The organism is Nocardioides palaemonis, assembly GCF_018275325.1.
Classification (GTDB): domain Bacteria; phylum Actinomycetota; class Actinomycetes; order Propionibacteriales; family Nocardioidaceae; genus Nocardioides; species Nocardioides palaemonis.
In genome coordinates, this window is the sequence record NZ_JAGVQR010000003.1 from 301,983 (window position 1) to 327,201 (window position 25,219).

27 protein-coding genes are annotated in these 25,219 nt (G+C 73.3%); 19 read left to right on the forward strand and 8 right to left on the reverse strand.

All coding sequences use genetic code 11. The features are described 5' to 3' along the window. Position 1: 1 nt before the first annotated feature. Positions 2–583, reverse strand: a complete 582-nt coding sequence (locus KDN32_RS13780) for a hypothetical protein (protein WP_211732821.1) — start codon at positions 581–583, stop codon at positions 2–4. A gap of 332 nt (positions 584–915) precedes the next feature. Here KDN32_RS13780 and KDN32_RS13785 point away from each other — a divergent pair, with 332 nt between their 5' ends. The 7 genes from KDN32_RS13785 (at position 916) to KDN32_RS13815 (ending at position 7,448) form a co-directional block, all read left to right on the forward strand. Beyond that, complete coding sequence (locus KDN32_RS13785) at positions 916–2,715, forward strand: sigma-70 family RNA polymerase sigma factor (RefSeq protein ID WP_211732822.1); 1,800 nt, start codon at positions 916–918, stop codon at positions 2,713–2,715. 65 nt (positions 2,716–2,780) lie between these two features. Then, positions 2,781–3,311 (forward strand): DoxX family membrane protein, encoded by a 531-nt coding sequence (locus KDN32_RS13790; protein WP_211732823.1) that lies wholly within the window; start codon positions 2,781–2,783, stop codon positions 3,309–3,311. Between the two features lie 18 nt (positions 3,312–3,329). Continuing rightward, positions 3,330–4,628: a 3-phosphoshikimate 1-carboxyvinyltransferase gene (gene aroA / locus KDN32_RS13795; protein ID WP_211732824.1), complete on the forward strand. Its 1,299-nt coding sequence runs from the start codon at positions 3,330–3,332 to the stop codon at positions 4,626–4,628. Further along, a complete protein-coding gene (gene rsgA / locus KDN32_RS13800; protein ID WP_211732825.1) occupies positions 4,625–5,629 on the forward strand; it encodes a ribosome small subunit-dependent GTPase A in 1,005 nt (334 codons plus the stop codon). The genes aroA and rsgA overlap by 4 nt, the downstream gene beginning before the upstream one ends. A 19-nt stretch (positions 5,630–5,648) precedes the next feature. Then, the gene (locus KDN32_RS13805) at positions 5,649–6,539 is read left to right on the forward strand and encodes an inositol monophosphatase family protein (protein WP_211732826.1); all 891 of its coding nucleotides are present in this window, start codon (positions 5,649–5,651) and stop codon (positions 6,537–6,539) included. Positions 6,540–6,622: 83 nt separating this feature from the next. Beyond that, positions 6,623–7,054 carry a CBS domain-containing protein gene (locus KDN32_RS13810; protein WP_211732827.1) on the forward strand — a complete coding sequence of 144 codons (432 nt, stop codon included), beginning with the start codon at positions 6,623–6,625 and terminating at the stop codon, positions 7,052–7,054. Positions 7,055–7,076: 22 nt separating this feature from the next. Further along, positions 7,077–7,448: an FKBP-type peptidyl-prolyl cis-trans isomerase gene (locus tag KDN32_RS13815; protein WP_211732828.1), complete on the forward strand. Its 372-nt coding sequence runs from the start codon at positions 7,077–7,079 to the stop codon at positions 7,446–7,448. 1 nt (position 7,449) lies between these two features. Here the strand turns inward: KDN32_RS13815 and KDN32_RS13820 are convergent, their stop codons facing one another. Together KDN32_RS13820 and KDN32_RS13825 are read right to left on the reverse strand one after the other, a co-directional pair. Next, on the reverse strand, positions 7,450–8,154 hold the full coding sequence (locus KDN32_RS13820; protein WP_307854086.1) for a response regulator transcription factor: 705 nt from the start codon (positions 8,152–8,154) through the stop codon (positions 7,450–7,452). Further along, complete coding sequence (locus KDN32_RS13825; protein WP_211732830.1) at positions 8,151–9,338, reverse strand: sensor histidine kinase; 1,188 nt, start codon at positions 9,336–9,338, stop codon at positions 8,151–8,153. Before KDN32_RS13825 ends, KDN32_RS13820 begins: the two co-directional genes overlap by 4 nt. A 139-nt stretch (positions 9,339–9,477) precedes the next feature. On the opposite strand from KDN32_RS13825, the gene KDN32_RS13830 reads away from it, so the two are divergent. Continuing rightward, a complete protein-coding gene (locus KDN32_RS13830; RefSeq protein WP_211732831.1) occupies positions 9,478–10,374 on the forward strand; it encodes an ABC transporter ATP-binding protein in 897 nt (298 codons plus the stop codon). Next, the gene (locus KDN32_RS13835) at positions 10,371–11,180 is read left to right on the forward strand and encodes an ABC transporter permease (RefSeq protein ID WP_211732832.1); all 810 of its coding nucleotides are present in this window, start codon (positions 10,371–10,373) and stop codon (positions 11,178–11,180) included. The genes KDN32_RS13830 and KDN32_RS13835 overlap by 4 nt, the downstream gene beginning before the upstream one ends. A gap of 6 nt (positions 11,181–11,186) precedes the next feature. On the opposite strand, the gene KDN32_RS13840 is transcribed toward KDN32_RS13835, so the two are convergent. Together KDN32_RS13840 and KDN32_RS13845 are read right to left on the reverse strand one after the other, a co-directional pair. Beyond that, the gene (locus KDN32_RS13840; RefSeq protein WP_211732833.1) at positions 11,187–11,444 is read right to left on the reverse strand and encodes an RNA-binding S4 domain-containing protein; all 258 of its coding nucleotides are present in this window, start codon (positions 11,442–11,444) and stop codon (positions 11,187–11,189) included. Positions 11,445–11,448: 4 nt separating this feature from the next. Further along, on the reverse strand, positions 11,449–12,747 hold the full coding sequence (locus KDN32_RS13845; protein ID WP_211732834.1) for a DUF445 domain-containing protein: 1,299 nt from the start codon (positions 12,745–12,747) through the stop codon (positions 11,449–11,451). 79 nt (positions 12,748–12,826) lie between these two features. On the opposite strand from KDN32_RS13845, the gene KDN32_RS13850 reads away from it, so the two are divergent. Both KDN32_RS13850 and KDN32_RS13855 read left to right on the forward strand, forming a co-directional pair. After that, the gene (locus KDN32_RS13850; RefSeq protein WP_211732835.1) at positions 12,827–13,222 is read left to right on the forward strand and encodes an FAD synthase family protein; all 396 of its coding nucleotides are present in this window, start codon (positions 12,827–12,829) and stop codon (positions 13,220–13,222) included. Between the two features lie 62 nt (positions 13,223–13,284). Beyond that, positions 13,285–14,892, forward strand: coding sequence for an MXAN_6640 family putative metalloprotease (locus tag KDN32_RS13855; protein ID WP_211732836.1), 1,608 nt, complete (start codon positions 13,285–13,287; stop codon positions 14,890–14,892). Here KDN32_RS13855 and KDN32_RS13860 read toward each other — a convergent pair whose 3' ends face one another. Further along, on the reverse strand, positions 14,893–15,486 hold the full coding sequence (locus KDN32_RS13860) for a TetR/AcrR family transcriptional regulator (RefSeq protein ID WP_307854089.1): 594 nt from the start codon (positions 15,484–15,486) through the stop codon (positions 14,893–14,895). Positions 15,487–15,526: 40 nt separating this feature from the next. Here KDN32_RS13860 and KDN32_RS13865 point away from each other — a divergent pair, with 40 nt between their 5' ends. The 8 genes from KDN32_RS13865 to KDN32_RS22945 all read left to right on the forward strand — a co-directional run bounded on the left by KDN32_RS13865 (position 15,527) and on the right by KDN32_RS22945 (position 21,998). Continuing rightward, entirely contained in the window at positions 15,527–16,777 is a 1,251-nt protein-coding gene (locus KDN32_RS13865; RefSeq protein ID WP_211732837.1) for an acyl-CoA dehydrogenase family protein, read from the forward strand. Then, positions 16,774–17,571, forward strand: a complete 798-nt coding sequence (locus KDN32_RS13870) for an SDR family NAD(P)-dependent oxidoreductase (RefSeq protein WP_211732838.1) — start codon at positions 16,774–16,776, stop codon at positions 17,569–17,571. Before KDN32_RS13865 ends, KDN32_RS13870 begins: the two co-directional genes overlap by 4 nt. Beyond that, positions 17,568–18,650: a phosphotransferase family protein gene (locus tag KDN32_RS13875; protein ID WP_211732839.1), complete on the forward strand. Its 1,083-nt coding sequence runs from the start codon at positions 17,568–17,570 to the stop codon at positions 18,648–18,650. The genes KDN32_RS13870 and KDN32_RS13875 overlap by 4 nt, the downstream gene beginning before the upstream one ends. Next, entirely contained in the window at positions 18,647–19,315 is a 669-nt protein-coding gene (locus KDN32_RS13880) for a histidine phosphatase family protein (RefSeq protein ID WP_211732840.1), read from the forward strand. Before KDN32_RS13875 ends, KDN32_RS13880 begins: the two co-directional genes overlap by 4 nt. A 7-nt stretch (positions 19,316–19,322) precedes the next feature. Then, entirely contained in the window at positions 19,323–20,066 is a 744-nt protein-coding gene (locus KDN32_RS13885; protein WP_211732841.1) for an SDR family oxidoreductase, read from the forward strand. A gap of 18 nt (positions 20,067–20,084) precedes the next feature. Beyond that, positions 20,085–20,759 carry a hypothetical protein gene (locus KDN32_RS13890; protein WP_211732842.1) on the forward strand — a complete coding sequence of 225 codons (675 nt, stop codon included), beginning with the start codon at positions 20,085–20,087 and terminating at the stop codon, positions 20,757–20,759. A gap of 51 nt (positions 20,760–20,810) precedes the next feature. Continuing rightward, a complete protein-coding gene (locus tag KDN32_RS13895) occupies positions 20,811–21,587 on the forward strand; it encodes a phosphotransferase enzyme family protein (protein WP_211732843.1) in 777 nt (258 codons plus the stop codon). Positions 21,588–21,869: 282 nt separating this feature from the next. Then, the gene (locus KDN32_RS22945; protein WP_283093537.1) at positions 21,870–21,998 is read left to right on the forward strand and encodes a hypothetical protein; all 129 of its coding nucleotides are present in this window, start codon (positions 21,870–21,872) and stop codon (positions 21,996–21,998) included. Positions 21,999–22,345: 347 nt separating this feature from the next. On the opposite strand, the gene KDN32_RS13900 is transcribed toward KDN32_RS22945, so the two are convergent. Next, positions 22,346–22,816: a DUF5709 domain-containing protein gene (locus KDN32_RS13900; protein WP_211732844.1), complete on the reverse strand. Its 471-nt coding sequence runs from the start codon at positions 22,814–22,816 to the stop codon at positions 22,346–22,348. A 52-nt stretch (positions 22,817–22,868) separates the two neighbouring features. Further along, on the reverse strand, positions 22,869–24,983 hold the full coding sequence (locus tag KDN32_RS13905) for a DEAD/DEAH box helicase (RefSeq protein ID WP_249217057.1): 2,115 nt from the start codon (positions 24,981–24,983) through the stop codon (positions 22,869–22,871). Positions 24,984–25,219: the final 236 nt, after the last annotated feature.

Consider the following 25,219-nt stretch of genomic DNA (forward strand, 5'->3'; position numbering starts at 1 on the left):
CCTAGCCGCGGGCGAGCTGGTCCAGCAGCAGGCCGGTCGTCTCGTCGGTCGCCGGGATCCCCTCGACCCAGGTGCGGACCGCGACACCCGTCGCCGGGTCCGGGCCGACGAGCGTCTCCAGCAGCCGTACGCGTCGCTCCAGGCGGTCGTCGCGCCGGGTCAGCACCGCGACCCGGTGGCTGCCGAGCCGCGCGACGGTCTCGTCGCGGGCGAACACGGTCCGCGCGATCTCGCCGGTCCGGGCCAGCCGCATCGCGCGGGTGAAGTGGTCGACCGGCTCGTCCGACGGGTCGCCGAGCGGCGGCGCGCAGACGACCAGCGCGTGCCCGGGCAGGCCCTCGCCGCCGACCCGGTGCAGCTCGGCGAGCCGGCTGCGCAGGTGCGCCTGGCTGGAGAGCCCGGTGAGCGGGTCGTCGCAGGACAGCTGGTTGAGGTAGCCGAGGGTGGTCTCGCCCCACGCGCCGACCACGGCCGAGACCACGTCGTAGGGCGGGTCCTGGCCCGTCACCCGACGCGTGGTCTCCCTCAGCCCCTCCAGCACCTCCTGCAGCGACGCACCGTCACGGGCCAGGTCACGACCCACTCCGGCGCACACGTCGAGAACGCCCGCTCCTGAGGCGAGCGCCTCCCCCACGGCCCGGAACCGGTGCGGCAACCCCGACCGCGTCCCCGGTGCACCAGGCCCGCTCGCCCCAGGACCGGGTGCCGCGGTCCGTCGCCACCATCCGGCGAAGTTCCTCACGGCTCACCCCCCACTGGGTCTCGTTCTCCCCGGTGTGACGGCCCCCGACCGCAGTCATGACGCGGACCAGACCGATTTTCTCCACTTCTTCCGACGCGCCCCCGCAGCGCCGCGCGAGGTCTAGAGTCGCCAGCACCCGGCACGCCGGTGCCGGGTGCTGTCCTGGAGCGGCCATGAGCACTGCCACGAGCGTGGAGCCCCCCGCTGACGCCGAGCTGATCTCGGCGGTCCGCGGCGGGGACGTCGACGCCTACGGCGTGCTCTTCGAGCGCCACGTCGAGGCCGCGCGACGACTCGCGCGCCAGCTCGTCCCCGCCGGGGACGTCGAGGACCTCGTCTCCGACGCCTTCATCAAGGTGCTCGGCGTGCTGCGACGCGGGGGTGGCCCGGACGTCGCGTTCCGCGCCTACCTGCTGACCGCGCTGCGCCGCCTCCAGGTCGACCGGTTCCGCTCCGGCTCCCGGCTGCAGACGACCGACGAGATCGAGGCATTCGACCCCGGGGTCCCGTTCCGCGACACCGCCGTCGAGGGCTTCGAGAGCACGGCGGCGGCCGCCGCCTTCGCCTCCCTGCCCGAGCGGTGGCAGCTCGTGCTCTGGCACACCGAGGTCGAGGGCGACCGTCCCGCCGACGTCGCGCCGCTGCTCGGGATGACGCCGAACTCCGTGTCCGCGCTGGCCTACCGTGCGCGCGAGGGCCTGCGTCAGGCCTACCTCACCCAGCACGCCGCGGAGCTCGAGGACGACGCGTGCCGCTGGACCCACTCCCAGCTCGGCGCCTACGTCCGCAACGCGACGTCTCGGCGCGACGCTGCCAAGGTCGAGCGCCACCTCGAGGAGTGCCGCCGCTGCACGGCGGTCTACCTCGAGCTCACGGAGGTCAACTCCCACCTCGGAGCCCTGCTGGCGCCCCTGCTGCTCGGGTCCGCGGGCGCGGCCTACGTCGCGGGCGCGGCGGGCGGAGCAGCCGTCCCCGTCGGCCTCGGGCTCCTGCTCGGTCGCGTCCGGGACACCGTCGTCGCCAACGCCGGCACCGCAGCCGTCGTGGGAGTCGCCGCCAGCGTGACGGTGGTCGGTGGGGCCGTCGCCCTCGGGCTCCGGACGGCCGACCGCACGGTCACCGACGGCGCGGCGCTCGGTCAGCGACCGGCCGCCACGGCCCCCGCCTCCCCCGGCACGACGCCTCCGTCGTCCCGCGCGTCCCGCTCACGCGCGTCCGACCGCGGCCGACCGGACGCTCCTGCCGCCCTCCTCCCGCCGCCGACGACGGACGCCGCGTCCTCCGCGCCTGCCCTGGCTCCGACCTCCGAGCCGACCTCCGAGCCGACCTCCGAGCCGACGTCCAGCCCGTCTGCGACCCCGACGTCGACCGGCACCCCCACCTCGACACCCACACCGACACAAACACCGACCGCCACGCCGACGCCGACCCCCACGCCCACGCCCACGCCCACAGCGACGCCCACGCCGACGCCGACGCCCACTCCCACCCCCACACCGACCCCCACACCCACGCCCACTCCCACCCCCACACCGACCCCCACACCCACGCCCACTCCCACTCCCACTCCGACGCCGACCCCCACCCCCTCTCCCACGCCGACCCCCACACCCACCCCGACGCCCACACCGCCGCCGGATCCCCCGCCCACCCCCGACCCGGTCGACGTCGCCGTCACCGGGTCGATCGCGGGCTCGGCACCGATCGTGCGGGCGAGCATCTCCGTCAGCGCCCTCGCAGCAGGCACCAGCGGGGTGCTCGAGGTCGAGCTCCGCGGCGTCCTGGCCGTGTGGGGCGTCGACCAGCGCTGCGACGTCCGGCGCACCGGCCTGACCTGCACGGTGGCGAGCGGGGCCGGACCGGTCGGGGTCACCCTGCTGGCGCTGCCGGGCGCGAGCATCACGGCGACCGTCGCCCCGGCCGCGGACGACCCCGACCCGGCCAACAACACCTGGCGCGCCGTCCTCGACTGACGTCCACCCCTCCTCCACCCATGCGGACGGGGCGACCGCCCCCGGCGATCGTGTAGACAAGGACCATGACGATCACCCGGCTGCTCGCCCGTCCCATGCTGGCCTCCATCTTCGTCGCCGGGGGTATCAACGCCCTGCGCAACTCCGAGGCCCACGCCGTGAAGGCCAAGAAGGTGACCGACAAGGTCGTCCCGATGGCCAAGCAGGCGGCGCCGGGCGCGCCGATCCCCACCGACGCCACCACCCTGGTGCGGATCAACGCGGGTGCCCAGATCGTCGCCGCGGCCGCCCTCGCCACCGGCCGGGCGCCCCGCATCAGCGCCACCGTGCTGGCCGCCTCCCTCGTCCCGACCACCCTCGCCGGACACCGGTTCTGGGAGGAGACGGACCCGAAGGCCAAGGCCGCGCAGCGCCTGCAGTTCATCAAGAACACCTCCATCCTCGGCGGCCTGCTGCTCGCCGGAGTCGACACCGAGGGCCAGCCCGGCCTGGCCTGGCGTGCCCGCCGCGCCGCGGCCGACGTACGTCGTGAGGCCAGGCAGGTCGCGAAGGACGCACGCCGCGAGGCGAAACTGGCCAAGGCCCAGCTCACCTGACCTCGATAGGGTGCGCGGGTGAGTGAGCCCGCACCGACCCCCGACCCCTGGCCGGCACCCCGGCCCGCCGCGCCGGTCGACCGGGTCGTCTCGCTGCCCGGCAGCAAGTCGCTGACCAACCGGGCGCTGCTGCTCGCCGCGCTCGCCGACGGCCCCAGCGTCGTGCGGCGGCCGCTGCGCTCGCGCGACACCCTGCTGATGGCAGCCGCGCTCGGCGCGCTCGGGACCGGTGTCGAGGACCGCGACGGCGACTGGCAGGTCACGCCCCGGGCGTGGGACCGCGACGCCGACGTCGACTGCGGGCTCGCCGGCACCGTCATGCGGTTCGTCCCGCCGGTCGTCGGACTGGCGCGCGGCACCGTGCGCTTCGACGGTGACCCGCACATGCGCCTGCGCCCCGTCGGTCCGATGCTCGCCGCCCTCAGCGCGCTCGGCGTCGACGTCGTCGACGGCGGTCGCGGGGCGCTGCCCTTCGACGTCCGCGGCACGGGTTCCGTCGCCGGCGGCACCGTGACCATCGACGCCAGCGCGTCGTCGCAGTTCGTGTCCGCCCTGCTCCTCGCCGGTGCGCGCTACGACCGGGGCGTCGACGTGCGCCACGTCGGCAAGCCCGTCCCCTCGCTCCCGCACATCGAGATGACCGTCCAGATGCTGCGCCGCCACGGCGTCGACGTCGACGACGGGGACGCCAACCGCTGGGCGGTCGCACCGGGGCCGGTGGCAGCCGTCGACCACGACATCGAGCCCGACCTCTCCAACGCCGCCCCGTTCCTCGCCCTCGGTGCCGCCACCGGGGGCCGGGTGACGGTCCGGGACTGGCCCGAGGAGACCACCCAGCCCGGCGACGAGCTCCGCGAGGTGCTCACCCTCATGGGCTGCGAGGTCGTGCACCGCGACGGCGACCTCACCGTGTCAGGTCCCGACCGGCTGCAGGGCGTCGACCTCGACCTGCACGACGTCGGCGAGCTCACCCCGGCGATCGCCGCGCTGTGCGTGCTCGCCGAGTCGCCCTCCCACCTGCGCGGCGTGGCCCACATCCGCGGCCACGAGACCGACCGGATCACCGCGCTGGCCACCGAGCTCGGTCGCCTGGGCGCCGACGTCACCGAGCGCGAGGACGGCCTCACCATCCGACCCGCACCGCTCCACGGTGCGACGTTCCGCACCTACGCCGACCACCGGATGGCCCACGCCGGCGTGATCCTCGGCCTCGCCGTCGACGACGTGCTGGTCGAGGACGTCGCCACCACCTCCAAGACGTTCCCCGACTTCGCGGCGGCGTGGAGCCTGGCCGTCAACGGTGGTGCCGCCTCGTGAGCGGCCGCTACTCCGAGCACGACCACGAGCACTACGAGCGGCCCCGCCGTCGCACCCGCCCCCGCACCAAGGACCGCCCGACCTACGCCGACGCCGTCGACGCCCGCGTCGTCACCGTCGACCGCGGGCGGTTCACCCTCCTGCTCGAGGGCCGGCGGGTGATGGCGATGAAGTCGCGTCCGCTGGGTCGCAAGGGGGTCGTGGTCGGCGACCGCGTCCGCGTCGTCGGTGACACGAGCGGCGCCGACGGCTCCCTGGCACGGATCGTGGAGGTCGTCGAGCGCACCACCACCCTGCGCCGCACCGCCGACGACGACGACCCCGTCGAGCGGGTCATCGTCTCGAACGCCGACCAGCTCGTCGTCGTCACGGCCCTCGCCGACCCCGAGCCGCGCCCGCGGCTGATCGACCGCGCGCTCGTCGCGGCCTACGACGCCGGCATGTCCCCGCTGCTGTGCCTCACCAAGGCCGACCTCGCCGACCCCGAGACCCTGCTGTCGACCTACCGCTCGCTCGGCGTGCCGTGGGTCGTCACCCAGCTGAAGGGCGAGCGCGCCGGCGACCTCGCCGACCTCCGCGAGCGGCTCCGGGGACGTACCAGCGTCCTGGTCGGCCACAGCGGCGTCGGCAAGTCCACCCTCGTCAACGCCCTCGTGCCCGACGCCCGGCGCGAGGTCGGGATCGTCAACGCCGTCACCGGACGCGGCCGGCACACGTCCACCAGCGCGTACCTCCTCGAGCTCCCCGGGGCCGACGGGTGGATCATCGACACCCCCGGCATCCGGTCCTTCGGGCTCGCGCACGTGCAGCCGGAGAACCTCATCGAGGCGTTCCCGGACCTCGAGGAGATGACCGAGGACTGCCCCCGCGGCTGCACCCACGGGGCCGAGGAGCCCGAGTGCGGGCTGGACGAGGCGGTCGCCCGGGGCCACGCCGATCCCGACCGCGTGGAGTCGTTCCGACGGCTCCTCGCCGCGCGCGAGGGCGCCACCGACTGGTGAGTGCGCCTAGCCTGTGCCCATGCCCCTCTCCGGCTCCCCCGACTACACCGACGACCTGAGGCTCGCGCACCTGCTCGCCGACGACGCCGACTCGCTCACCCAGGCCCGCTTCAAGGCGCTCGACCTGCACGTGATGAGCAAGCCCGACCTGACCCCCGTCACCGACGCGGACCAAGCCGTTGAGGAGGGCATCCGCCGCACGCTGTCCCGGGTCCGCTCGCGCGACGCCGTCGTGGGCGAGGAGCAGGGCACCACCGGCCACAGCCAGCGCCGCTGGATCGTCGACCCCATCGACGGCACCAAGAACTTCGTGCGCGGCGTCCCGGTCTGGGCGACCCTCATCGCCCTCGCGGTCGACGACGAGGTGGTCCTCGGCGTGGTCTCGGCGCCCCAGCTCCAGCGCCGCTGGTGGGCGTCGGTCGGCAACGGCGCGTGGACCGGTCGGTCGCTGCTGAAGGCCACCCGGTGCGAGGTGTCCGACGTGCGCCGCCTCGAGGACGCGTCGCTGAGCTATTCCTCGCTGTCCGGCTGGGACGAGCGCGACCGGCTCGACGACTTCGTGTCGCTGTCGCGCCGCTGCTGGCGCACCCGCGCCTACGGCGACTTCTGGTCCTACATGCTGCTCGCCGAGGGCGCGGTCGACCTCGCCGCCGAGCCCGAGCTCCAGCTCTACGACATGGCCGCCCTCGACGTGATCGTGCGCGAGGCCGGCGGGCGGTTCACCTCGCTCGACGGCACCGACGGCCCGTGGGGCGGGAACGCCCTGGCGTCCAACGGCCACCTCCACGACGCGGCCCTGTCCTTCCTCGGCACGACCGACGACGACGGCTCCGACCCCGACGTGCCGCGGCGCGGTCCCGGGTCGGTGAGCAGCCTGCGCGCCCGCCAGGCGCCGCCCGTCCTCGACTGACGCCCTGTCCTGCGGACCGCTGCCTCGCTACGGTGGGACACCGGCCGGGCCGCCGACCGGGTCACGGAGGAGAGGTGGAACCGATGAGGATCAGCGACGTGGTCCACGCCAAGCCCAGCCAGGACGTGGTGACCATCAGCCCGGACGCGACCGTGCGCGAGCTCGTCGCCCTGCTGCACGAGCACAACGTCGGCGCGCTCGTGGTCAGCGACGACGGTGCGACCGTCACCGGCATCGTGAGCGAGCGCGACGTGGTGCGTCGCCTGCACTCCGACGAGGCCGTCCTCGACGCCGTCGTGCGCGACATCATGACCTCCGACGTCCGCACCTGCTCGGCCGGCGACGCGCTCACCGACCTGATGCAGACCATGACCGCCCACCGCATCCGGCACGTCCCGGTGGTGGCCGACGGACGGCTGACCGGCATCATCTCCATCGGTGACGTGGTCAAGAACCGCATCGGCGAGCTCGAGTTCGAGCGCGACCAGCTCGACAGCTACGTCCACCAGACCTGAAGTCCCGTCCAGAAGGAGAAGCATGAGCGACAAGCCCGACGTCGACCCGCACATGGGTGAGGTGCCCGCCGACCTCGAGGTCACCGACCTCGTGGAGGGCGACGGCACCGAGGCCACCTCGGGGTCGACCGTCTCGGTCCACTACGTGGGCGTGGCCCACTCGACCGGCGAGGAGTTCGACGCCTCCTACAACCGCGGCACCCCGCTGCAGTTCCGCCTCGGCATCGGCCAGGTCATCTCCGGCTGGGACACCGGCGTGCAGGGCATGAAGGTGGGCGGTCGCCGCCGCCTCGTCATCCCGCCGCACCTCGGCTACGGCGACCGCGGCGCCGGCGGCGTGATCAAGCCGGGCGAGACCCTGATCTTCGTGGTCGACCTGCTCGAGGTCCGCTGACTCACTGCTGGGCGTCGTGCACCAGGATCGCGACCTGCACCCGGTTCTCGACGCCCAGCTTGGTGAACAACCGCCCGACGTGGGTCTTCACCGTCGGCACGCCCATGTAGAGCTCCGCCGCGATCTCGGCGTTGCTCAGCCCGCGGGCCACGCCGCCCGCCACCTCGCGCTCGCGCTCGGTGAGCACGGCCAGCGCCTCCTGCGCCTCCTGGGCCCGGTCGCGCACCCGGCCCTCCGGCTCGGACCGCGTCACCGCCGCGATCAGCTGGGCGGTCACGCTCGGCGACAGCATCGGCTGCCCGGACGCCACCGTCCGGATCGCCTCGACCAGCCGCGCCGGCGGTGTGTCCTTGAGCAGGAAGCCCGCCGCGCCCGTGCGCAGCGCCCGAAGGACCATGTCGTCGGTGTCGAACGTCGTCAGCACGATGACCTTCAGGTCCGGGTGGGCGCGCAGCAGCTCCTCGGTGGCGCTGAGCCCGTCGCGCACCGGCATCCGGATGTCCATCAGCACCACGTCGGCACCCGAGGCCGGCACGACCGTGAGCGCCTCCTCGCCGTCGCCCGCCTCGGCCACGACCCGGATCCCCGACCCGCCGCCGAGCATCATCCCCAGCGCGGCGCGCACCATCGGGTCGTCGTCGACGACCGCGAGCGAGATCTGCGCGGTGGCGTCTCCCGTGGCCGGGTGTCCCGAGGTGCCGCTCACGAGTCCCACGGTATCCATGCCCGCACGGCGTACCCGCCGGTGGGCTCCGTGCCGTGGCTGATCCGGCCGCCGGCCAGGGCGGCCCGCTCGGCGAGCCCGATCAGCCCCAGGCCGGACGCGGGCAGGGCCGGCCCGCGTGGCCGGGCGACCGGTGCCGCGTTGCGCACCGAGACGGTGAGCCCGTCGGCCGGCGCGCCCTCGAGGTCGACCGTCACGGTGGTCCCCGCGGCGTGCTTGCGCACGTTGGTGAGGGCCTCCTGCACGATCCGGTAGGCCGTGCGACCGGTCGCGGCCGGCACCTCGCCCTCGACCCGGTCGGTGAGGCGTACGCGCATCCCCCCGTCGGCCTCCTCGGCCACCAGTCCGGCGACGGCCTCGATGCCCGGCTGCGGCCGCTCCGGCACGCCGTCGGTGGGACGGGTCGGGTCGCGCAGCACGCCGAGCACCGCGCGCAGGTCGGACAGCGCGCGGTGGGCGTTCTCCTCGATCGAGCGCGCGGCCGTCGCCTGCTCCTCGGCCGAGAGGTCGGTGCGATAGCTCAGGGTGCCGGCGTTCATCGCGACCAGCGAGATCCGGTGGGCCAGCACGTCGTGCATCTCCCGCGCGATCCTGGTGCGCTCGGCGGCCTGCGCCTGGGCCACCCGGGCCTGCTGCTCGCGCTCGGCGGTGAGGGCCCGGTCGCGGTAGGACTCGACCAGCTGGCGCTGGGAGCCCATCGCGTAGCCGGTGGCGAGCAGGATGCCGTTGACCAGCACGCCGAAGACCACCGCCACCCAGAGCGGCAACGCGTCCTCGGAGATCCCCACGCGCTCCTGCACGACCCCGGACAGGATGCTCAGCGGCAGGACCAGCGCCAGCAGCCGCCACCGGCGGTGCGAGGCCAGCGACCCCACGACCCACGACGCCGGGCCGGCGCTCGAGGCGGAGACGCACCCGAAGGCCGTCAGCAGCAGGGAGATCGCCGCCGGGTGCCGGTGGCGCCAGCGCACCAGCACGAACGACAGCAGCCCCACGGCCGGGTCGCCCCACAGGAACCACGTCATCGCGGCGTCCGGGGCCCGCTCGGTCGCGCTGGCCAGCGGCGCCGCCCACACCAGCGCGCTGATCGCGAGCGCCAGCGCGTAGCGCCAGACCGACCCCCAGCGACCCACCCGGGGCGCGGGGTCCTCCGGTCGGCGCGCCATGCCCCGAGCGTAGGGCCCGGCTGGACCGTCCGACGTCCGACCCGGGTATTGCCCCGGCCACCCGGCCGATACCGAGGTCGGACCCCGACGACCCCTGCGCCCGATGCCCCGGGACCGCGCGGTCGACCACGCTGGAGCCATGATCACAGTCGAGAACCTCACCAAGCGCTACGGCGGGTTCACCGCCGTGGACGGCATCTCGTTCGAGGTGCGCCCCGGCAGCGTCGTCGGGTTCCTCGGACCCAACGGCGCCGGCAAGTCCACCGCGATGCGGATGATGACCGGGCTCACCCCGGCCACCTCCGGGCGCTCCACCATCCTGGGCCAGCCCTACCGCGAGCTGCACAACCCGGGCCGCCAGGTCGGCGTCATGCTCGACGCCTCGGCCCAGCACCCCGGCCGCACCGGCCGCGAGGTCCTGCGGGTGGCGGCCGTGTCGGTCGGCGTCGGCAAGCAGCGCGTCGACGAGGTGCTGTCCCTCGTCGGCCTGACCGACGAGGAGGCCGGTCGCCGGGTCCGCAACTACTCCCTCGGCATGCGCCAGCGTCTCGGCCTGGCCGCGGCGCTGCTCGGCGAGCCGCAGGTGCTGATCCTGGACGAGCCGGCCAACGGCCTCGACCCGCAGGGCATCCACTGGATGCGCGGGCTCCTGCGCACCTTCGCCGACGGCGGCGGCACCGTGCTGCTGTCGAGCCACCTGCTCCACGAGGTCCAGATCGTCGCCGACGACCTGGTCATGATCGGCCGCGGCCGGATCGTGGCGATGGGCTCGAAGGAGGAACTGCTGAGCAAGGGCGGCACCTCCGTCCACTCCACCGACGACGCCCGCCTCGCGGGCCTCCTCGACCAGGCCGGGGTGGCGTACACCCGGACCGGCAACGGCCTGGTGGTCGACGCCGAGGCCGCCGTGGTCGGCAAGATCGCGGCCGCCGAGCAGGTCGTGCTCCTCGAGCTGCGCTCCGGCGGCTCGGAGGGCCTCGAGGAGATGTTCCTGGGCCTCACGGCCGCCACCTCACGCGAAGGAGACGCAGCATGAGCACCGACCTCGACACCACCACCGCACCCGCCGTCGGCGGCACGTCCGCCGGCCAGCCGGCTCCGACCGCCCTCGAGGGCCGCCCGGGCGTGCCGTTCGGCCGCACGCTGCGCGCCGAGCTCCGCAAGATGGTCGACACCCGCGCCGGCTTCTGGATGATCGTCGCCATGACCGCGATCGCCGCGATCATCCTGGTCGCGGTCGTCATCTGGGGCTCGGCCGACGACTCGTCGTTCAGCGGCCTGCTCCAGCTCGCGACGCTCCCGATGGCGATGGTCCTGCCGATCCTCGGCGTGATGGCGGCGACCGCGGAGTGGTCGCAGCGCACCGGCCTGGTCACCTTCACCCTGGAGCCGCGGCGCGGCCGCGTCGTGCTGGCCAAGGCGCTCGCCAGCCTGGCCTTCGCGGCCGTCGTGCTCGCGTTCGCGTTCGTCGCCTCCGCGCTGGTCAACGTCGTCGCCGGCACCGGCGAGTGGGACCTCCCCCTCGCGGCGGCCGGGGGCATCACCCTCGCGCTGATGCTCTACGTCCTGCAGGGCGTGGCGTTCGGCCTGCTGTTCCTCAACACCCCGATCGCCATCGTGGCCGTGCTGGTGCTGCCGAGCGTCTGGAGCATCGCGACGACGCTGGTCAGCAGCCTCGAGGACGCCGGCGCCTGGCTCAACCTCGACCGCGTCACCGTCCCGCTGTTCGCCGGCGAGATGGGCGGCCAGGACTGGGCGCAGCTCGCCACCGGCGTCGCCGCCTGGGTGCTGCTGCCGCTGGCGGTCGGCACCTGGCGGGTGCTGAACCGCGAGGTGAAGTAGACCCTGTCACCAGGGGACGTCGACCTCGACCTCCCCGGTGGCGACCCGGGCCGCCAGCCCGCCGAGCGTGACCACGTCACCGGGGGCGAGCTGGCGGCCCCGCCGCGTCTCGACCTCCCCGTTGACCTGCACCGCGCCGTCGGCGATCACCGGCTTGGCCTCCGCGCCGGTCTCCACGAGGTTGGCCAGCTTGAGGAACTGCCCGAGCCGGATGGACTCGTCGCGGATCGGTACGTCGATGGGCTCGGGGGCGGAGGGGGCCATGGGATCAGTGAACCAGCAGGCTCAGCGCGTGGATCAGCACGCCCACCAGACCGCCCACGATCGTGCCGTTGATCCGGATGAACTGCAGGTCGCGCCCGACGTGCAGCTCGATGCGGCGGGCCGCCTCCTTGCCGTCCCACCGCTCGATGGTGTGGGTGATGACGGTGGTCAGCTCCGCGCCGTAGCGCCCCACGAGGAACACCGCGCTGTCGGCGGCGTACCGGTCGAGCCGCTCGCGCAGCGCGGGGTCGTCGCGCAGGCGGGCGGAGAACGCGGTGAGCTCGGCGAGCAGCCGCTGGCGCACCGCGCCGTCGCGGTCGCGGACCGAGGCGAGCAGCGCCGCGCGCATCGCCTTCCACAGCGAGATGGCCGTGGCGACCACCTGCGGGTGGTCGAGCAGCCGGTCCTTGAGCGCCTCGGCGCGCGCGCGGGTCTCGTCGTCGTGCAGCAGGTCGGTGGCGAGCTGGCCGAGCATCGAGTCGAGGGCCTCGCGGGCCCGGTGGTGCGGGTCGTCGCGGATGTCCTCGAGCCACGCGAGCGCCTGGACGTGCAGGCGCGAGGTGACCGCGTCGTTGAGCTTGGGCGGTGCCCACCACGGCGCCCGCTCCTCCAGCACGCTGGAGAAGGTGTCGGGGTTCTCCAGGAGCCACCGGTGCATCTCGTCCAGCGCGAGGTCGACCAGGCCGTGGTGCAGGTCGTCGCGCAGCACCTCCATCAGCATCGTGCCGAGCAGCGGCGAGATCGGCTCCTCGCGGAACCGCGGCACCAGGGCGTGGGTGACGAGGTCGGCGACGTGCTCGTCGCGGACCTTGCCGAGCGCGATCGCGGCGACGTCGGACGCCTCGTCGACCACCCGGCGCGCGTTCGCGGGGTCGGAGAGCCAGTCGCCGACGCGGGCCGAGATGGTGGCCGCCGCGATCCGCTCGCGGATGATCTCCTCCTGCAGGAAGTTCTCCCCCACGAACTCCTCGAGGCCCTTGCCGAGCTCGTCCTTGCGCCGCGGCACCAGCGCGGTGTGCGGGATCGGCAGCCCCAGCGGGTGCTTGAAGAGGGCCGTCACCGCGAACCAGTCGGCGATCGCGCCCACCATGGACGCCTCGGCCCCGGCGTTGACGAAGCCCCAGAAGCCGTCGCGGCCGAGCGTGGCGACGTAGACGCACGCCGCGAGCACCAGCAGCCCGACCGCGAGGGTGCGCATCTGCCGCAGGCCGCGCCGACGTGCCTCGTCGGCGCCGGGGTCCGGGGTGATGAGCGGGACGGGACCGGGGCGGCTCGCGGGAGCGGTGGTCGGGCTGGCGGTCATGCGGGCCATCCTCCCCCACGCCCCGTGACCGGCCCACGCTCGGAAGCCACCGGGCGGGACGCGTGCCAGAATGCGCCGCATGCCTCGCACCGTGATCACCTTCGGGACGTTCGACGTGTTCCACGTCGGGCACCTCCGCGTGCTCGAACGGGCCGCGGCCCTGGGCGACCGACTGGTCGTCGGCGTCTCCGCCGACGCCCTCAACGAGCGCAAGAAGGGCCGGGTCCCGGTGTTCAGCGAGAAGGAGCGGCTCGCCATCGTCGGCGCCCTCAAGGTCGTCGACGACGTCTTCGTCGAGGAGAGCCTGGAGCAGAAGCGCGACTACATCCTCCAGCACGGCGCCGACGTGCTCGTGATGGGCGACGACTGGGCCGGGAAGTTCGACGAGTTCGGCGACGTCTGCGAGGTGGTCTACCTCGAGCGGACGCCCGCGATCTCGACCACCGCGATCATCGAGCACATCGCCGATCTCTAGGCGTACCGGGGACGACCTGCTGCGTTAGGGTCTGACGCGAGATGACAACCATGAGGGGAAACATGCGCAGAACCATCACCGCCGCTGTCGCCGTCGCACTCCTGGGTGGCGCTGCGCTGTCCGCGCCTGCCGTCGCCGCGGACACCGCGAGGCGGGGCGACACGTTCTCGGTCGACCCCTCGGCGTCGCCCAGCGACGTCTCGCCCCGGACCACCTTCTCGTTCGACCCCGGCCTGACGACCGGCAGCGGGCTCACCGAGGTCCCCGAGCTGACGCCGGCCGGTGCCCTGTCCACGGCGCTGCGCGTCGTCAAGGGCAACGCCCGCGCCGGGGACCCCTCCGCGACCCTGGCCCTCCGTGACCTGTTCATGAAGCGCGACTCCCTCACGGGCGCCCAGCGGCGGCGCGCCGACGCCCTCCTCGCCCGCCCGACCGACGGCTCCAGCGGGGACCCCGGAGGCCCCTACACGGTCCCGGAGGCCCAGCCCGTCTGCAACGCACGCCTGTGCATCCACTACGTGCCGAACGGCCCGGACGCGCCGCCCTCGGTCGAGTGGGTCAACCAGACCCTCGCGGTCATGGACCAGGTGTGGACCCAGGAGGTCGACAGCCTGGGCTACCGCGCCCCGCTCACCGACGGCGCGCGAGGCGGCGGCCCCCAGTTCGACGTCTACCTCAAGAACCTCGGCTCGCAGGGCATCTACGGCTACTGCGCGCCCGAGACGCGCGTCGCGAAGCGGACGGCGTCCGCCTACTGCGCGCTCGACAACGACTTCTCGACGGCCGAGTTCCCGAGCGCCACCCCGGCGGCGAACCAGCTCGTCACGGCCGCCCACGAGTTCTTCCACGCCATCCAGTACGCCTACGACTACGCCGAGGACGTCTGGATGATGGAGTCCACCGCGACGTGGATGGAGGAGCGCATCGCGACGGACGTCAACGACAACCGCCAGTACCTCGCGACCAGCCCGCTCCTGGTGCCCACGGCTCCCCTCGACTACTTCAGCCAGTCGGCGACGTTCCAGTACGGCACGTGGATCTGGTGGGAGTACCTCTCGACCACGTACGGCAACAAGATCGTCAGGAAGGCCTGGCAGGAGGCCGGCTCCCTGAAGAAGGACGGCGGCAAGAACAGCATCCAGACCCTGCAGAAGATCCTGCGGAAGAAGGGCGGGTTCACCAAGAACTTCGCACGCTTCGCCGCGGGCAACCTGACGCCGGCCGCCAACTTCCCCGAGGGCGCCGAGTACGCGTACCCGCGCTTCGCCGGGAAGGTGCTGACCAAGAAGAAGCGGTCCAAGCGGTTCTCGACCAAGATCTTCCACCTGGCGTCCACCAGCTACGGCTACGTCCCGAAGAAGCTCAACGGCAAGAAGTGGAAGCTCGCGGTCTCGGTCAACGGCCCGGCGCGACGCACCTCGCCGGCGGCAGTGGTGGTCGTGCACCTCGCCAACGGCAAGCGCCAGGTCAAGCAGGTCAGGCTCAACCACAACGGTGACGGCCGCAAGAAGGTGAGCTTCAACAGCAAGAAGGTCGTCATGGTCACCGTGACGCTGGTCAACGCCTCGACCCGCTACCGCTGCAACAAGGGGACCACCCTGTCGTGCCGGGGCATCCCGCTCGACGACAAGATGAGGTTCTCCGTGACCGGTCGGGTCACGAAGCACTGATCACGGACTGATCGCCAGCAGGGCGTGGAGCGCGGCGACGCACTCCTCGACCAGCACGGACAACGGGACCGGGCGCTCGCCGGTCGGCACTGCCGACCAGGTGAGCGCCCGGTCCTCCGTGTAGGCCCACCACGCGCGCACGACGTCGCGCTGCCGCGCCGGCACGTCGAGCGCCGCGACCACCCGGTCGGTGCTGCCGTCGCGCACCGAGTCCATCACCTCGCCGACGCGCGGGTCGGCGACGGCGTGCCCGTGCACCAGCGCGAGGTAGAACCCGCGTCGGCGCTCGATCTGCTCCACCATCAGGCGGGTCGTCTCGACCGCCTGCTCCGCGCCGGGCAGCGCGGGGTCGGGCGCGGTGTTGCGCAGCATCCGGCGCCCGGCCGCGGCGACGCACGCGAGGTAGAAGTCGGTCTTGGTCGCGAAGTAGTGGAACAGCAGCCCGCGCGAGATGCCGGCCTCCGCGGCGACGTCGTCGAGCGACAGGTCCTGGATCGGCTTCTCCACGATCATCGCCAGCCCGATGCCGACCAGCTGTCGACGCCGGTCGTCGGCCGTCAGGCGGCGCCGGACGGGGACCTCGGGATCGGACACACTGTTGAGCATTGCTCAACAGTGTGCGAAGGTCAATCGCATGGACTTCTCGCTCTCCCCCCGCGCCGCCGACCTCCAGGCCCGCGTGCGCACGTTCGTCACCGACGAGGTCGAGCCGGTCGAGGCCGAGGTGCACGCCCGCACCACCCGGCTGCGCGAGTCCGGCGGTGACCACTGGACCCCCGACCCGGTCATCGCCGAGCTGCAGGCGAAGGCGCGCGCCCAGGGCCTGTGGAACCTCTTCCTGCCGGCCGAGCACGCCGGTCGCTACGCCGCCGACTTCGGCACCGACGGCGGCGAGGGGCTGAGCAACGTCGACTACGCGCCGGTCGCCGAGGCGATGGGTCGCTCCTTCCTCGCTCCCCTGGTCTTCAACTCCAACGCCCCCGACACGGGCAACATGGAGGTGCTGCTGCGCTACGGGACCGAGGAGCAGAAGGCGCAGTGGCTCGAGCCCCTGCTCCGCGCGGAGATCCGCAGCGCGTTCTGCATGACCGAGCCGGACGTGGCCTCCTCCGACGCCACCAACATGGCTGCGACCGCCCGCCTCGAGGGCGACGAGGTCGTCATCAACGGTCGCAAGTGGTGGTCGACCGGCGTCGGCAACCCCGACTGCAAGGTCCTGGTGTTCATGGGGCTCTCCGACCCCGACGCCGACCGGCACTCGCGGCACACGATGGTGCTGGTCCCCCGCGACGCCCCCGGCGTGACGGTCGAGCGGATGCTCACCACGATGGGCTACTACGACGAGCCGCTCGGCCACGGCGAGGTGTCCTTCGACGACGTGCGGGTGCCCGCGTCCAACATCCTGCTCGGCCCGGGCCGCGCCTTCGAGATCGCCCAGGGCCGCCTCGGCCCCGGTCGGGTGCACCACTGCATGCGCGCCATCGGGCTCGCCGAGCGCGCGCTCGAGCTCGGCTGCGCGCGCGCCGTCTCGCGCACCGCGTTCGGCAAGCCGATCGCGAACCTCGGCGGCAACCGGGAGCGGATCGCGGACGCCCGGATCGCGATCAACCGCTCCCGGCTGCTGGTGATGCACGCCGCGTGGCTGCTCGACCAGGGCATGAGCCGCGAGGCGTACTCCGCGGTGAGCGAGATCAAGGTCGAGGTCCCGAACATGGCGCTCGACGTCATCGACACCGCGATCCAGCTGCACGGCGGTGCCGGCGTCTCCGACGACTTCCCGCTCGCCAACGCATGGGTCGGCGCCCGCACGCTGCGGCTGGCCGACGGGCCCGATGAGGTGCACCGCAACGTGGTCGCCAAGATCGAGCTCGGGAAGCACGCGTGACCGGCCGCCGGGTCCTGGTCACCGGGGCGGCCTCCGGGCTCGGTGCCGCGCTGACCGCGGCGTTCCGCGAGCGCGGCGACGAGGTGCTGGCCACCGACCTTCCGTCGGTGGTTGAGGAGCGAGCGGAGCGAGCCTTGAAACCACTCCACCCCCTCGACATCACCTCCGACGCCGACTGGCAGGCCGCGGTCGCCGCCGTCCGCGAGCGCTGGGGCGGCCTGGACGTGCTGGTCAACAACGCCGGGGTCGCGGGCGGCGGACGGGTCGACGTCTGCACGCTCGAGGAGTGGCAGTGGATCACCGACATCAACCTGTTCGGCGCGGTGCGCGGGACGCGGGCGTTCGTGCCGATGCTGAAGGACCAGCGATCGGGCCACCTCGTCAACGTCGCCTCCCTCGCCGGGCTGGTGCACCCCGCCGGGATGGCCTCCTACAACGCGGTGAAGGCCGCGGTCGTCGCCTTCACCGAGACCTGCGGCCACGAGCTCGCCTCCTACGGGATCCGCGCCAGCGTGGTCTGCCCGTCCTACTTCCGGACGAACCTGATGGACTCGATGCAGGGCTCCGACGACGTCGTCGGCCAGGTCGTCGGCCAGCTGGTCGAGCGCTCGCGGGTCACCGCGGAGGAGATCGCCGCAGCGGTGCTCGCGGGGATCGACGCGGGCGAGCAGGTGATCGTCCCCGACGAGGCGGCTCGTCAGGCCTTCCGCCTCAAGTGGGCCGACCGGCACGGCTACGACGCGGTGATGCGCGACCAGGCAGCCAAGCTCGACGCCCTCGGGGGTGCGCGGTGACGGCCGTGCCGGGCGCCCGCGAGGTGCGCGAGGAGGACGCGTTCGACGTGGCACGCGTCGCGGAGTGGATCCGCACGCACGCCGACGACGCCACCGGGCTCGACGGCGAGCCCGAGGTGCGGCAGTTCACCGGCGGCGCCTCCAACCTGACCTACCTGCTGCGCTTCCCCTCCGGCCGCGACCTGATCGTGCGTCGCGCCCCGCGCGGCACCAAGGCGCGCGGCGCACACGACATGCACCGCGAGCACCTCATCCAGTCCCGCCTCGCCCCGGTCTTCGACTACGTCGCGCCGATGGTCGCCTTCTGCGACGACCCCGAGGTGATGGGCGCGGACTTCTACGCGATGGACCGCATCGAGGGCGTGATCCCCCGCAGCGAGTGGCCGGCCGACGTCCCGCTGTCGCCCGAGCAGGCCCGCGCCCTGTGCCTGCACGCCGTCGACGTGCTGGCCGAGCTGCACGGCATCGATCCGGACGCCGCCGGCCTCTCGGACCTCGGCAAGGGCCACGGCTACGTCCGCCGCCAGGTCGACGGCTGGTCGACGCGCTACCGCAACGCCCGCACCGAGGACGTACCGGACCTGGAGCAGGTGATGGCGTGGCTCGACGCCCACCAGCCCGACGACGTGGCGACCTGCGTGATCCACAACGACTACAAGCTCGACAACCTGGTCCTCGACCCCGACGACGTGACCCGCGTCGTGGGCGTCCTCGACTGGGAGATGGCCACCCTCGGCGACCCGCTGATGGACCTCGCGGGCTCGCTGGCCTACTGGGTGCAGGCCGACGACGACGAGGAGTTCCAGCTGATGCGCCGGGTCCCGACGCACCTGCCCGGGATGCTCACCCGCGACGAGCTGGTCGCGGCGTACGCCGAGCGCACCGGGCGCTCCGTCACGCCCGAGCAGTGGCGCTTCTACGAGGTCTTCGGGCTGTTCCGGATGGCGGTGATCGCCCAGCAGATCTACTACCGCTTCTTCCACGGCCAGACCACCAACGAGATGTACGCGCTGTTCGGACCCGCCGTGCAGGTGATCGGCCGGCGCCTCGACCGGCTCGTGGGGGGCACCGCGGCGTGAGCAGCATCCTGCTGGTGCGCCACGGCCAGGCGTCCTTCGGCGCGGCCGACTACGACAACCTCTCGGACACCGGGCACGAGCAGTCCCGCGTCCTCGGTCGCGCCCTGGCCGCGCGCGGCGTACGTCCCGACCTCGTGGTCACCGGACGGATGCGCCGGCACGCACAGACCGCCGACGGCGTGCTGGCCGGCGCGACGTGGGACTCGGAGGTCGACGTCGACCCCGGGTGGGACGAGTTCGACCACCTCCAGGTGCTCGCCGTCCACGATCGCCCGTCCACGGTGGACGGGGAGTCGGAGAAGGTCGCGTTCCAGCGCTGGTTCGAGGAGGCCACGCTGCGGTGGACCTCCGGCGACCACGACGACGCCTACGACGAGTCGTTCGGCGCGTTCACCTCGCGCGTCTCGACGGCGCTGGACCGGCTCGCCTCGGACCTCCCGCGCTCGGGCACCGCGGTCGTTCTCACCAGCGGCGGACCGGTGGCCTGGGCGTGCGCTTCCCTGCTCGCCGACGACGCCGTCGCCCGGACGGCCCTCTGGCTGCGGCTCAACCCGGTGTCGGTCAACACCGGCACCTCGACCGTCGTGCGCGGCCAGCGCGGGACGACCCTCGTCTCCTTCAACGCCCACGACCACCTCTCCCCCGACCTCGTCACCTACCGCTAGGACCCCGATGCCCACCACCCTCATCACCGGCGCGAGCAGCGGCCTCGGCGCGGAGATGGCTCGCCAGCTCGCCGACCGCGGCCACGACCTCGCCCTCTGCGCCCGGCGCACCGACCGGCTCGAGGAGCTCCGTGCCGAGATCCTCGCCGCGCACACTGACCGGCGGGTGGCCGTGCGGGCGCTCGACGTCACCGACCACGACGCGGTGTTCCGGGTCTTCGACGAGTTCCGCGACGAGCTCGGCGGCCTCGACCGGGTCGTGGTCAACGCCGGGCTCGGCAAGGGCCAGCCGCTCGGCACCGGCCGGTTCGACGCCAACCGGCAGACCGCAGAGACCAACGTCATCGGCGCGCTCGCCCAGACCGAGGCCGCCGCCGCGATCTTCCGGGCGCAGGGCCACGGCCACCTCGTGATGGTGTCGTCGTTCTCCGCGCTGCGCGGGATGCCGCGCAACATCACGACGTACGCCGCCACGAAGGCCGCGGTCGCCCACCTCGCCGAGGGCTTCCGCGCCGACGTGCACGGCACGGGCATCAAGGTGACCGTGCTCTACCCCGGCTACATCGAGTCCGAGATGTCCGGGACGTCGGCCCGCACGCCGCTCATGGTCTCCACCGAGAAGGGCGTGCGCGCGATGGTCGACGCGATCGAGAAGGAGAAGGCGTCTGCCGTCGTGCCGGCGTGGCCGTGGGTGCCGCTCGGGTTCATCGTGAAGCGGCTGCCGGTCGGGCTGCTGCGGAGGATGGCCTGAGGCCGTCATACTCGCCGGATGAGGTCGACCACGGGGGTGCTCGTCGCGGCGCTGGCGCTCCTCGCGGGCTGCGCGGCCGCCGGCTCCTCCGGCGGCGACGGCACCACCTCGTCGTCGCGCGGGCTGTGCGAGGCGCGGATGCAGCACGACGGGATGGACTACGTCGGCTTCCTCGGGCTGGTGCGCGACCCGGACGTCACGGGCGAGGAGGTCGACGTCGCGCTGCAGTGGTGCGACGACACCGGGCGGGGCACGACTCCGCCGGACACCCCTGCCAGCGCGGCCGTGCTGACCGACCTTCCGGCGGACCTGGCCCTGGTCGTCGACAGCACGCTCTACGTCCGGGTGGGCCGCGAGCTGCCACGCTGGACCGACCGCTGGTTCACCGAGCCGACGTGCCGACGACCCGGGACCTTCGACCTCGTGGGCGACTGGACGGGCGTCGACGGCGGCGTGCTCCCCGAGGGCGGCTACGAGCCGCCCTACCGCGCCTTCGTGCACGTCACCGACGGCCCGCAGCCGTTCCTCGGGGCGCGGATCAAGGTCCGTGTCACCGCGGCCACGGAGGTGGCGATGAGCGGCCCTGAGGTCGCCGCCGCGCTGCAGCGCGGTGACGCGGCCGTCGTCGTCGCGCGCTGCGTCAACGGCTACGTGCGGGCGCTGTCCTTCCGGCCGCGGTCCCCGCAGCCCTGACCCGGCGGGAACTCGCGTGCCCTGACGGCCCGGACGCACTACGTTCCGGGCATGGCTCCCACCGACGACGCCGTCAGCCGGGCACTGCGCCCCGTCGACCTCGAGGGCGGTGTCGTGACCCGCCCGGCGTCGGCCTGGACCCCGACGGTGCACGCGTTCCTCCGCCACCTGCACGACCAGGGGCTCACCTGCGTGCCCGAGCCGCTCGGAATCGCCGGCGACGTCGAGACGCTGCGCGAGATCGAGGGCGAGTCGGGCGGCGACGGCTGGCGGCACCAGCACTCCGAGGCCGGGCTGCGGTCGGCGGCGCGGCTGCTGCGGGCGATCCACGACGCGGCGGCCGGCTGGGAGCCCCCGGCGGGCGCGGTCTTCGGCGCACCCCACGTCGCGTCCTCGGGTGAGCCCGCAGTCTGGTGCCACGGCGACGTCGGGCCGTGGAACATGGTCTGGCGCGGCGACGAGGCCGTCGGCCTGATCGACTGGGACTTCCTGCACCGCGGCCCCCGCCTCGACGACGTGGCGTACGCCCTGCAGTGGTTCACGCCGACCCGCGACGACGAGATGGCCCTGACCTGGCACCACTTCCCCGAGGTCCCTGACCGCGCGGCGCGGATCCGCGGGTTCCTCGATGCCTACGGTGGCGGGCTGCCCGACTTCGACGTCGCGGAGACGGTGGCGACCCGGATGGAGGCGACGATGGCGCTGGAGCTGTCGCTGGCCGAGGCCGGTGTCGAGCCGCAGCGCACCTGGGTCGCCGACGGCAGCCAGGAGTGGGCGGCCGGCGAGGTCCGGTGGGTGCGCGACCACGCCCACCTCCTCCAGCCGTGAGCAGCCGCATCGTCCTCCTGGGCGACAGCCACCTGGCCCGGGTCCGGCGGGACCTCCCGGTGATCGGGCCCGACGTCCGCAATGCGGCGGTGGGCGGTGCCTCGGTCCTCGACGTCCCCGCGCAGGTGTCCGGGGCAGCCCTCACCGTCGACGACGTCGTGGTGCTGTCGGTCGGCACGAACGACGCCGCGCCTGACCGGGGCGGGCGACCGGACGAACGCCGTCATCGACGGCTACCGGGACGCCGCGGTCGCCGCGTGCCGAGGCGCGGGCGCCGCTGTCGTGCACGCCGACCGCCTCCTCACGCCCCTCGGCGCGCGGGCGTTCGTCGACGACGGGCTGCACCTCAGCGGGGCGGCGTACGACGTGGTGCTGCCGGCTGTCGCGGTGGCGGCTCGCGCGTCGGCATGAGTGTCGCCGGACGTTGACGCGTGTGCTGCCCGCTCGGGCGCACGTGTCCGAGTTGTCGACCTCCGCCCAGCAGCTCGAGGGCCAGAACTCGGACACGTGTACGACGCTGGCCCACCGGCCCGGCACGGCGGTTCTCGCCCTCGCCGACGTCAGGGCGGGGCCACCTCCACCGCACGTGTGCTGCGGGGCTGCACCCGCCCGGACCACACGACCGCCGCCGCGACGTCATGAGAAGTCTCGGTTCGAACCGCGAGAACTCATGACGTCCCGCCCCGACGGGAAGCACCGCACACGAGGATGCACCAACAGCCGCACCGGACCTCCGGTGCGGCCGTTCAGAAGGGTGCTCAGTAGTCCTCGCGCGCGTCCGGGTCGGGCCCCCGCGTGATGTGCATGGCCGCCTCCTCGGCGGAGGCGCCGGCGCCGTCGATGCCGACGTCGATGGCCAGCTCCTGCTTGTCCATGTCCTCCCCCAGCCCCTCGTCGGGCTGGACCAGGCGGCCGGTGCGGGCGTCGGCCTCGTCGAGGCCGAGCTCCTCGTCGAGGGCGTTCTCGTCCTCGTGGTCGGAGTCGTCGTCCTCCTCCGCGTAGGGGTCGACGTCCGGCTCCTCCTCCGCGAGCTTCTCGTCGAGCGACTCCCCCTGGAGCCGCTCGGCCTCGGTCGGGTAGTCGTCGTAGCCCTTGGGGGCGCGGTCCGGCGGGGAGTAGCCGCGGTCCAGCACGTCGTTGAGGTCACCGTCGTCGAGGGTGTCCTCGGGCTGCAGCTGGTCTTCGTCGTCGATCGACATGTCCAGGTAGGTCTCGCGGTCCTCACTCATGCCACGAGCATGTCCAACCCGGCAGGGCGGGACAAGGGCCGAACGGGTGTGGTCAGCCGAGCTCGCGCTCGAGGGCGTCGGTGAGCAGCGCCACCAGGGCCTCGGTCTGGATGTTGGCCGACGACGAGACCTCCTCGTCGGAGCCGTCGAGAGCCCGGGCGGCGAGGCCGGCCTTGGAGTCGATGAGCTCGGCGATCCGGGTGTCGATGGTCTGCGCGGCGATGATCCGCCAGGCCGTCACCGGGTCGCTCTGGCCGATGCGGTGCACCCGGTCGATGGCCTGGGTCTGCTCGGCGTCGGTCCAGGAGAGCTCGGAGAGCACCACGTTGGAGGCGACCTGGAGGTTGACGCCGACGCCGGCCGCGGCCAGCGAGCAGACGATGACCTGGACGCTCGGGTCGTTGACGAACGCCTCGATCGCCTTCTCGCGCGCCTTCGGCGTCTGGTCGCCGCGGATCGAGGTGTGCTTGAGGCCGCGGCGGGTGAAGGTGTCCTCCGCGATGTCCATGACGTCGACGTGGCGGGCGAAGAAGACCACCTTGCCGACGTTGCGGGCCAGCTGCGCGGCGTAGTCGGCGGCGAGGCCGGCCTTCGCGCGACCGATCCGGCGGAACATCGAGAAGACGTTCTCGCCGCCGGTGCCCTGGTCCATCTCCTCGCGCTCCCACGTCGCGACGCGGCGCACCAGCTCGTGGTCGATCCCCTCGACGACCGAGCCCGTACGACGCGTCTCCAGCGCCGCCTTGTAGCGCTGGACCAGCCGGCGGGCCAGGTCCTCCTCGGCCGCGCGGATCGAGCGGGTGTCCTCGTCGTCGAGCTCGACGGGGATGTCGGCGATCCGGCGGGCCGGGATGTCCTCCGCGACGTCGACCTTGCGGCGACGCACGATGCCCATGTCGATGACGGCCTTGCGGGCGGCGGGGTAGAACGCGTGGTCGGCCGGGGTCAGGTCGGTCTCCTCGAGGCTCTCCATCAGCCGCGCCATCGGCTTGGTCCCGTCGATCCAGCCCAGGAACTCCCAGATCGCGCGGAAGTCCTCGATGTCGTTGATCAGCGGCGTGCCGGTCAGCGCCATCAGCAGCGGGCGCGCGGTGCGCGCGCGCAGCCGCTCCGAGAGCTCGAGCACGTGGCGTGAGCGCTGCGAGGTCTTGTTCTTGATGAAGTGGGCCTCGTCGACGACCATCCCGCGGAAGCCGAACTGGCCGAGCCAGCCGACGTGCCGGTCGAGGATCTCGTAGTTGACGACGATGACGTCCGCGAACGCGTCGACCCGGTCGCCGTCGCCGTGGATCACGGTCGCGCGACGACGCGGCGTCCAGCGCTCGGTCTCGCGCGCCCAGTTGGTCTTGACGACGTTGGGGCACACGACGAGCAGGGGGTACGCGTCGGCGGCCTGCGCGGCGAGCAGCGCCTGCGCGGTCTTGCCGAGGCCGGGCTCGTCGGCGAGCAGGAACGTGCGGTGGCCCTCGGCGGCGGAGGCGATCATCGCCGCCTGGTGGGGCATCAACTCCAGCTTGCCGGGCGCGGCGAGGGTGGTGGGCTCGGGCAGGTCCATGCACGAGGACGAGCCGCCGAGCTCGAAGGAGCGGAAGAGCGGGCCGAGCAGCTCCCAGGTCGAGAGCCGGCCGTGGACGCTGCGCTTCTCACGACCGATCCCGAAGTCGGGGACCAGGAACGGGTGGGCGAGCTGGTGCTGGGCGACCGAGCGCGGCACCACGCGGCGCTCGCCGAGGCCGGGACCGGACTCGTCGTCGGGCTTGGGCTCCTCGACGACCGGCTCGATGCCGGCCTTGTGCAGCATCTCCAGGCGCAGGTCGCGCGCGCTGTCGGTGACCACCGCCTCCTCGGAGAGCAGGCCGAACAGGGACGGGTCACGGGTCGCGGTCTTGGCGAGGATCGTCGCGATCCCGTCGAGGCGCTTGAGCTCGTCGGCCTTCTGCGCGTCGGTGAGGACGGTCGACCCCTTGACGTCGCCGCGGTGCTCGCGGACCAGCAGCGCGACGACCTGGAAGCGGACCCGTTGACCCGGGGCGAGCGGACCTCGCTGCACGGCCGACTCGAGCTCGCGCACGGCGCGGGCGAGCACGGGCACGATGCCCTCGTTGTCCTTGTGGCGGGCGTGCGCAGGGGTGCGTCGTCCGCCGCGTGAGCGCTGGCGCTGGGCCAAGGTGGTCCTCCCGGACTGGGTACGCGTCGCCAGTGGGTCATGCGCAGGCGAGCCCGGGTCGGCGCTGACCTGCACACCACGGCGTGGAGGTTGGAGCGAGTGCGTCGCAGACGGGCCGGTGGATCCGGGGTGATCAGTGCGGCACGGCGCGGGACGCTGCCACCACTGTAGACCCCGCCGGTCCCGCACCGTTAACTCTTCCGCACATCGGCGCGGCCGATGTGGGACGGTGTCCC

What these genes read in the sequence shown, in the direction of transcription:
- KDN32_RS13785 (WP_211732822.1), top strand. Translation starts at nt 916, where the DNA reads ATGAGCACTGCCACGAGCGTGGAGCCCCCCGCTGACGCCGAGCTGATC.
- KDN32_RS13790 (WP_211732823.1), top strand. Translation starts at nt 2,781, where the DNA reads ATGACGATCACCCGGCTGCTCGCCCGTCCCATGCTGGCCTCCATCTTC.
- KDN32_RS13805 (WP_211732826.1), top strand. Translation starts at nt 5,649, where the DNA reads ATGCCCCTCTCCGGCTCCCCCGACTACACCGACGACCTGAGGCTCGCG.
- KDN32_RS13810 (WP_211732827.1), top strand. Translation starts at nt 6,623, where the DNA reads ATGAGGATCAGCGACGTGGTCCACGCCAAGCCCAGCCAGGACGTGGTG.
- KDN32_RS13815 (WP_211732828.1), top strand. Translation starts at nt 7,077, where the DNA reads ATGAGCGACAAGCCCGACGTCGACCCGCACATGGGTGAGGTGCCCGCC.
- KDN32_RS13825 (WP_211732830.1), bottom strand. Translation starts at nt 9,338, where the DNA reads ATGGCGCGCCGACCGGAGGACCCCGCGCCCCGGGTGGGTCGCTGGGGG.
- KDN32_RS13830 (WP_211732831.1), top strand. Translation starts at nt 9,478, where the DNA reads ATGATCACAGTCGAGAACCTCACCAAGCGCTACGGCGGGTTCACCGCC.
- KDN32_RS13835 (WP_211732832.1), top strand. Translation starts at nt 10,371, where the DNA reads ATGAGCACCGACCTCGACACCACCACCGCACCCGCCGTCGGCGGCACG.
- KDN32_RS13840 (WP_211732833.1), bottom strand. Translation starts at nt 11,444, where the DNA reads ATGGCCCCCTCCGCCCCCGAGCCCATCGACGTACCGATCCGCGACGAG.
- KDN32_RS13845 (WP_211732834.1), bottom strand. Translation starts at nt 12,747, where the DNA reads ATGACCGCCAGCCCGACCACCGCTCCCGCGAGCCGCCCCGGTCCCGTC.
- KDN32_RS13850 (WP_211732835.1), top strand. Translation starts at nt 12,827, where the DNA reads ATGCCTCGCACCGTGATCACCTTCGGGACGTTCGACGTGTTCCACGTC.
- KDN32_RS13855 (WP_211732836.1), top strand. Translation starts at nt 13,285, where the DNA reads ATGCGCAGAACCATCACCGCCGCTGTCGCCGTCGCACTCCTGGGTGGC.
- KDN32_RS13865 (WP_211732837.1), top strand. Translation starts at nt 15,527, where the DNA reads ATGGACTTCTCGCTCTCCCCCCGCGCCGCCGACCTCCAGGCCCGCGTG.
- KDN32_RS13885 (WP_211732841.1), top strand. Translation starts at nt 19,323, where the DNA reads ATGCCCACCACCCTCATCACCGGCGCGAGCAGCGGCCTCGGCGCGGAG.
- KDN32_RS13890 (WP_211732842.1), top strand. Translation starts at nt 20,085, where the DNA reads ATGAGGTCGACCACGGGGGTGCTCGTCGCGGCGCTGGCGCTCCTCGCG.
- KDN32_RS13895 (WP_211732843.1), top strand. Translation starts at nt 20,811, where the DNA reads ATGGCTCCCACCGACGACGCCGTCAGCCGGGCACTGCGCCCCGTCGAC.
- KDN32_RS13900 (WP_211732844.1), bottom strand. Translation starts at nt 22,816, where the DNA reads ATGAGTGAGGACCGCGAGACCTACCTGGACATGTCGATCGACGACGAA.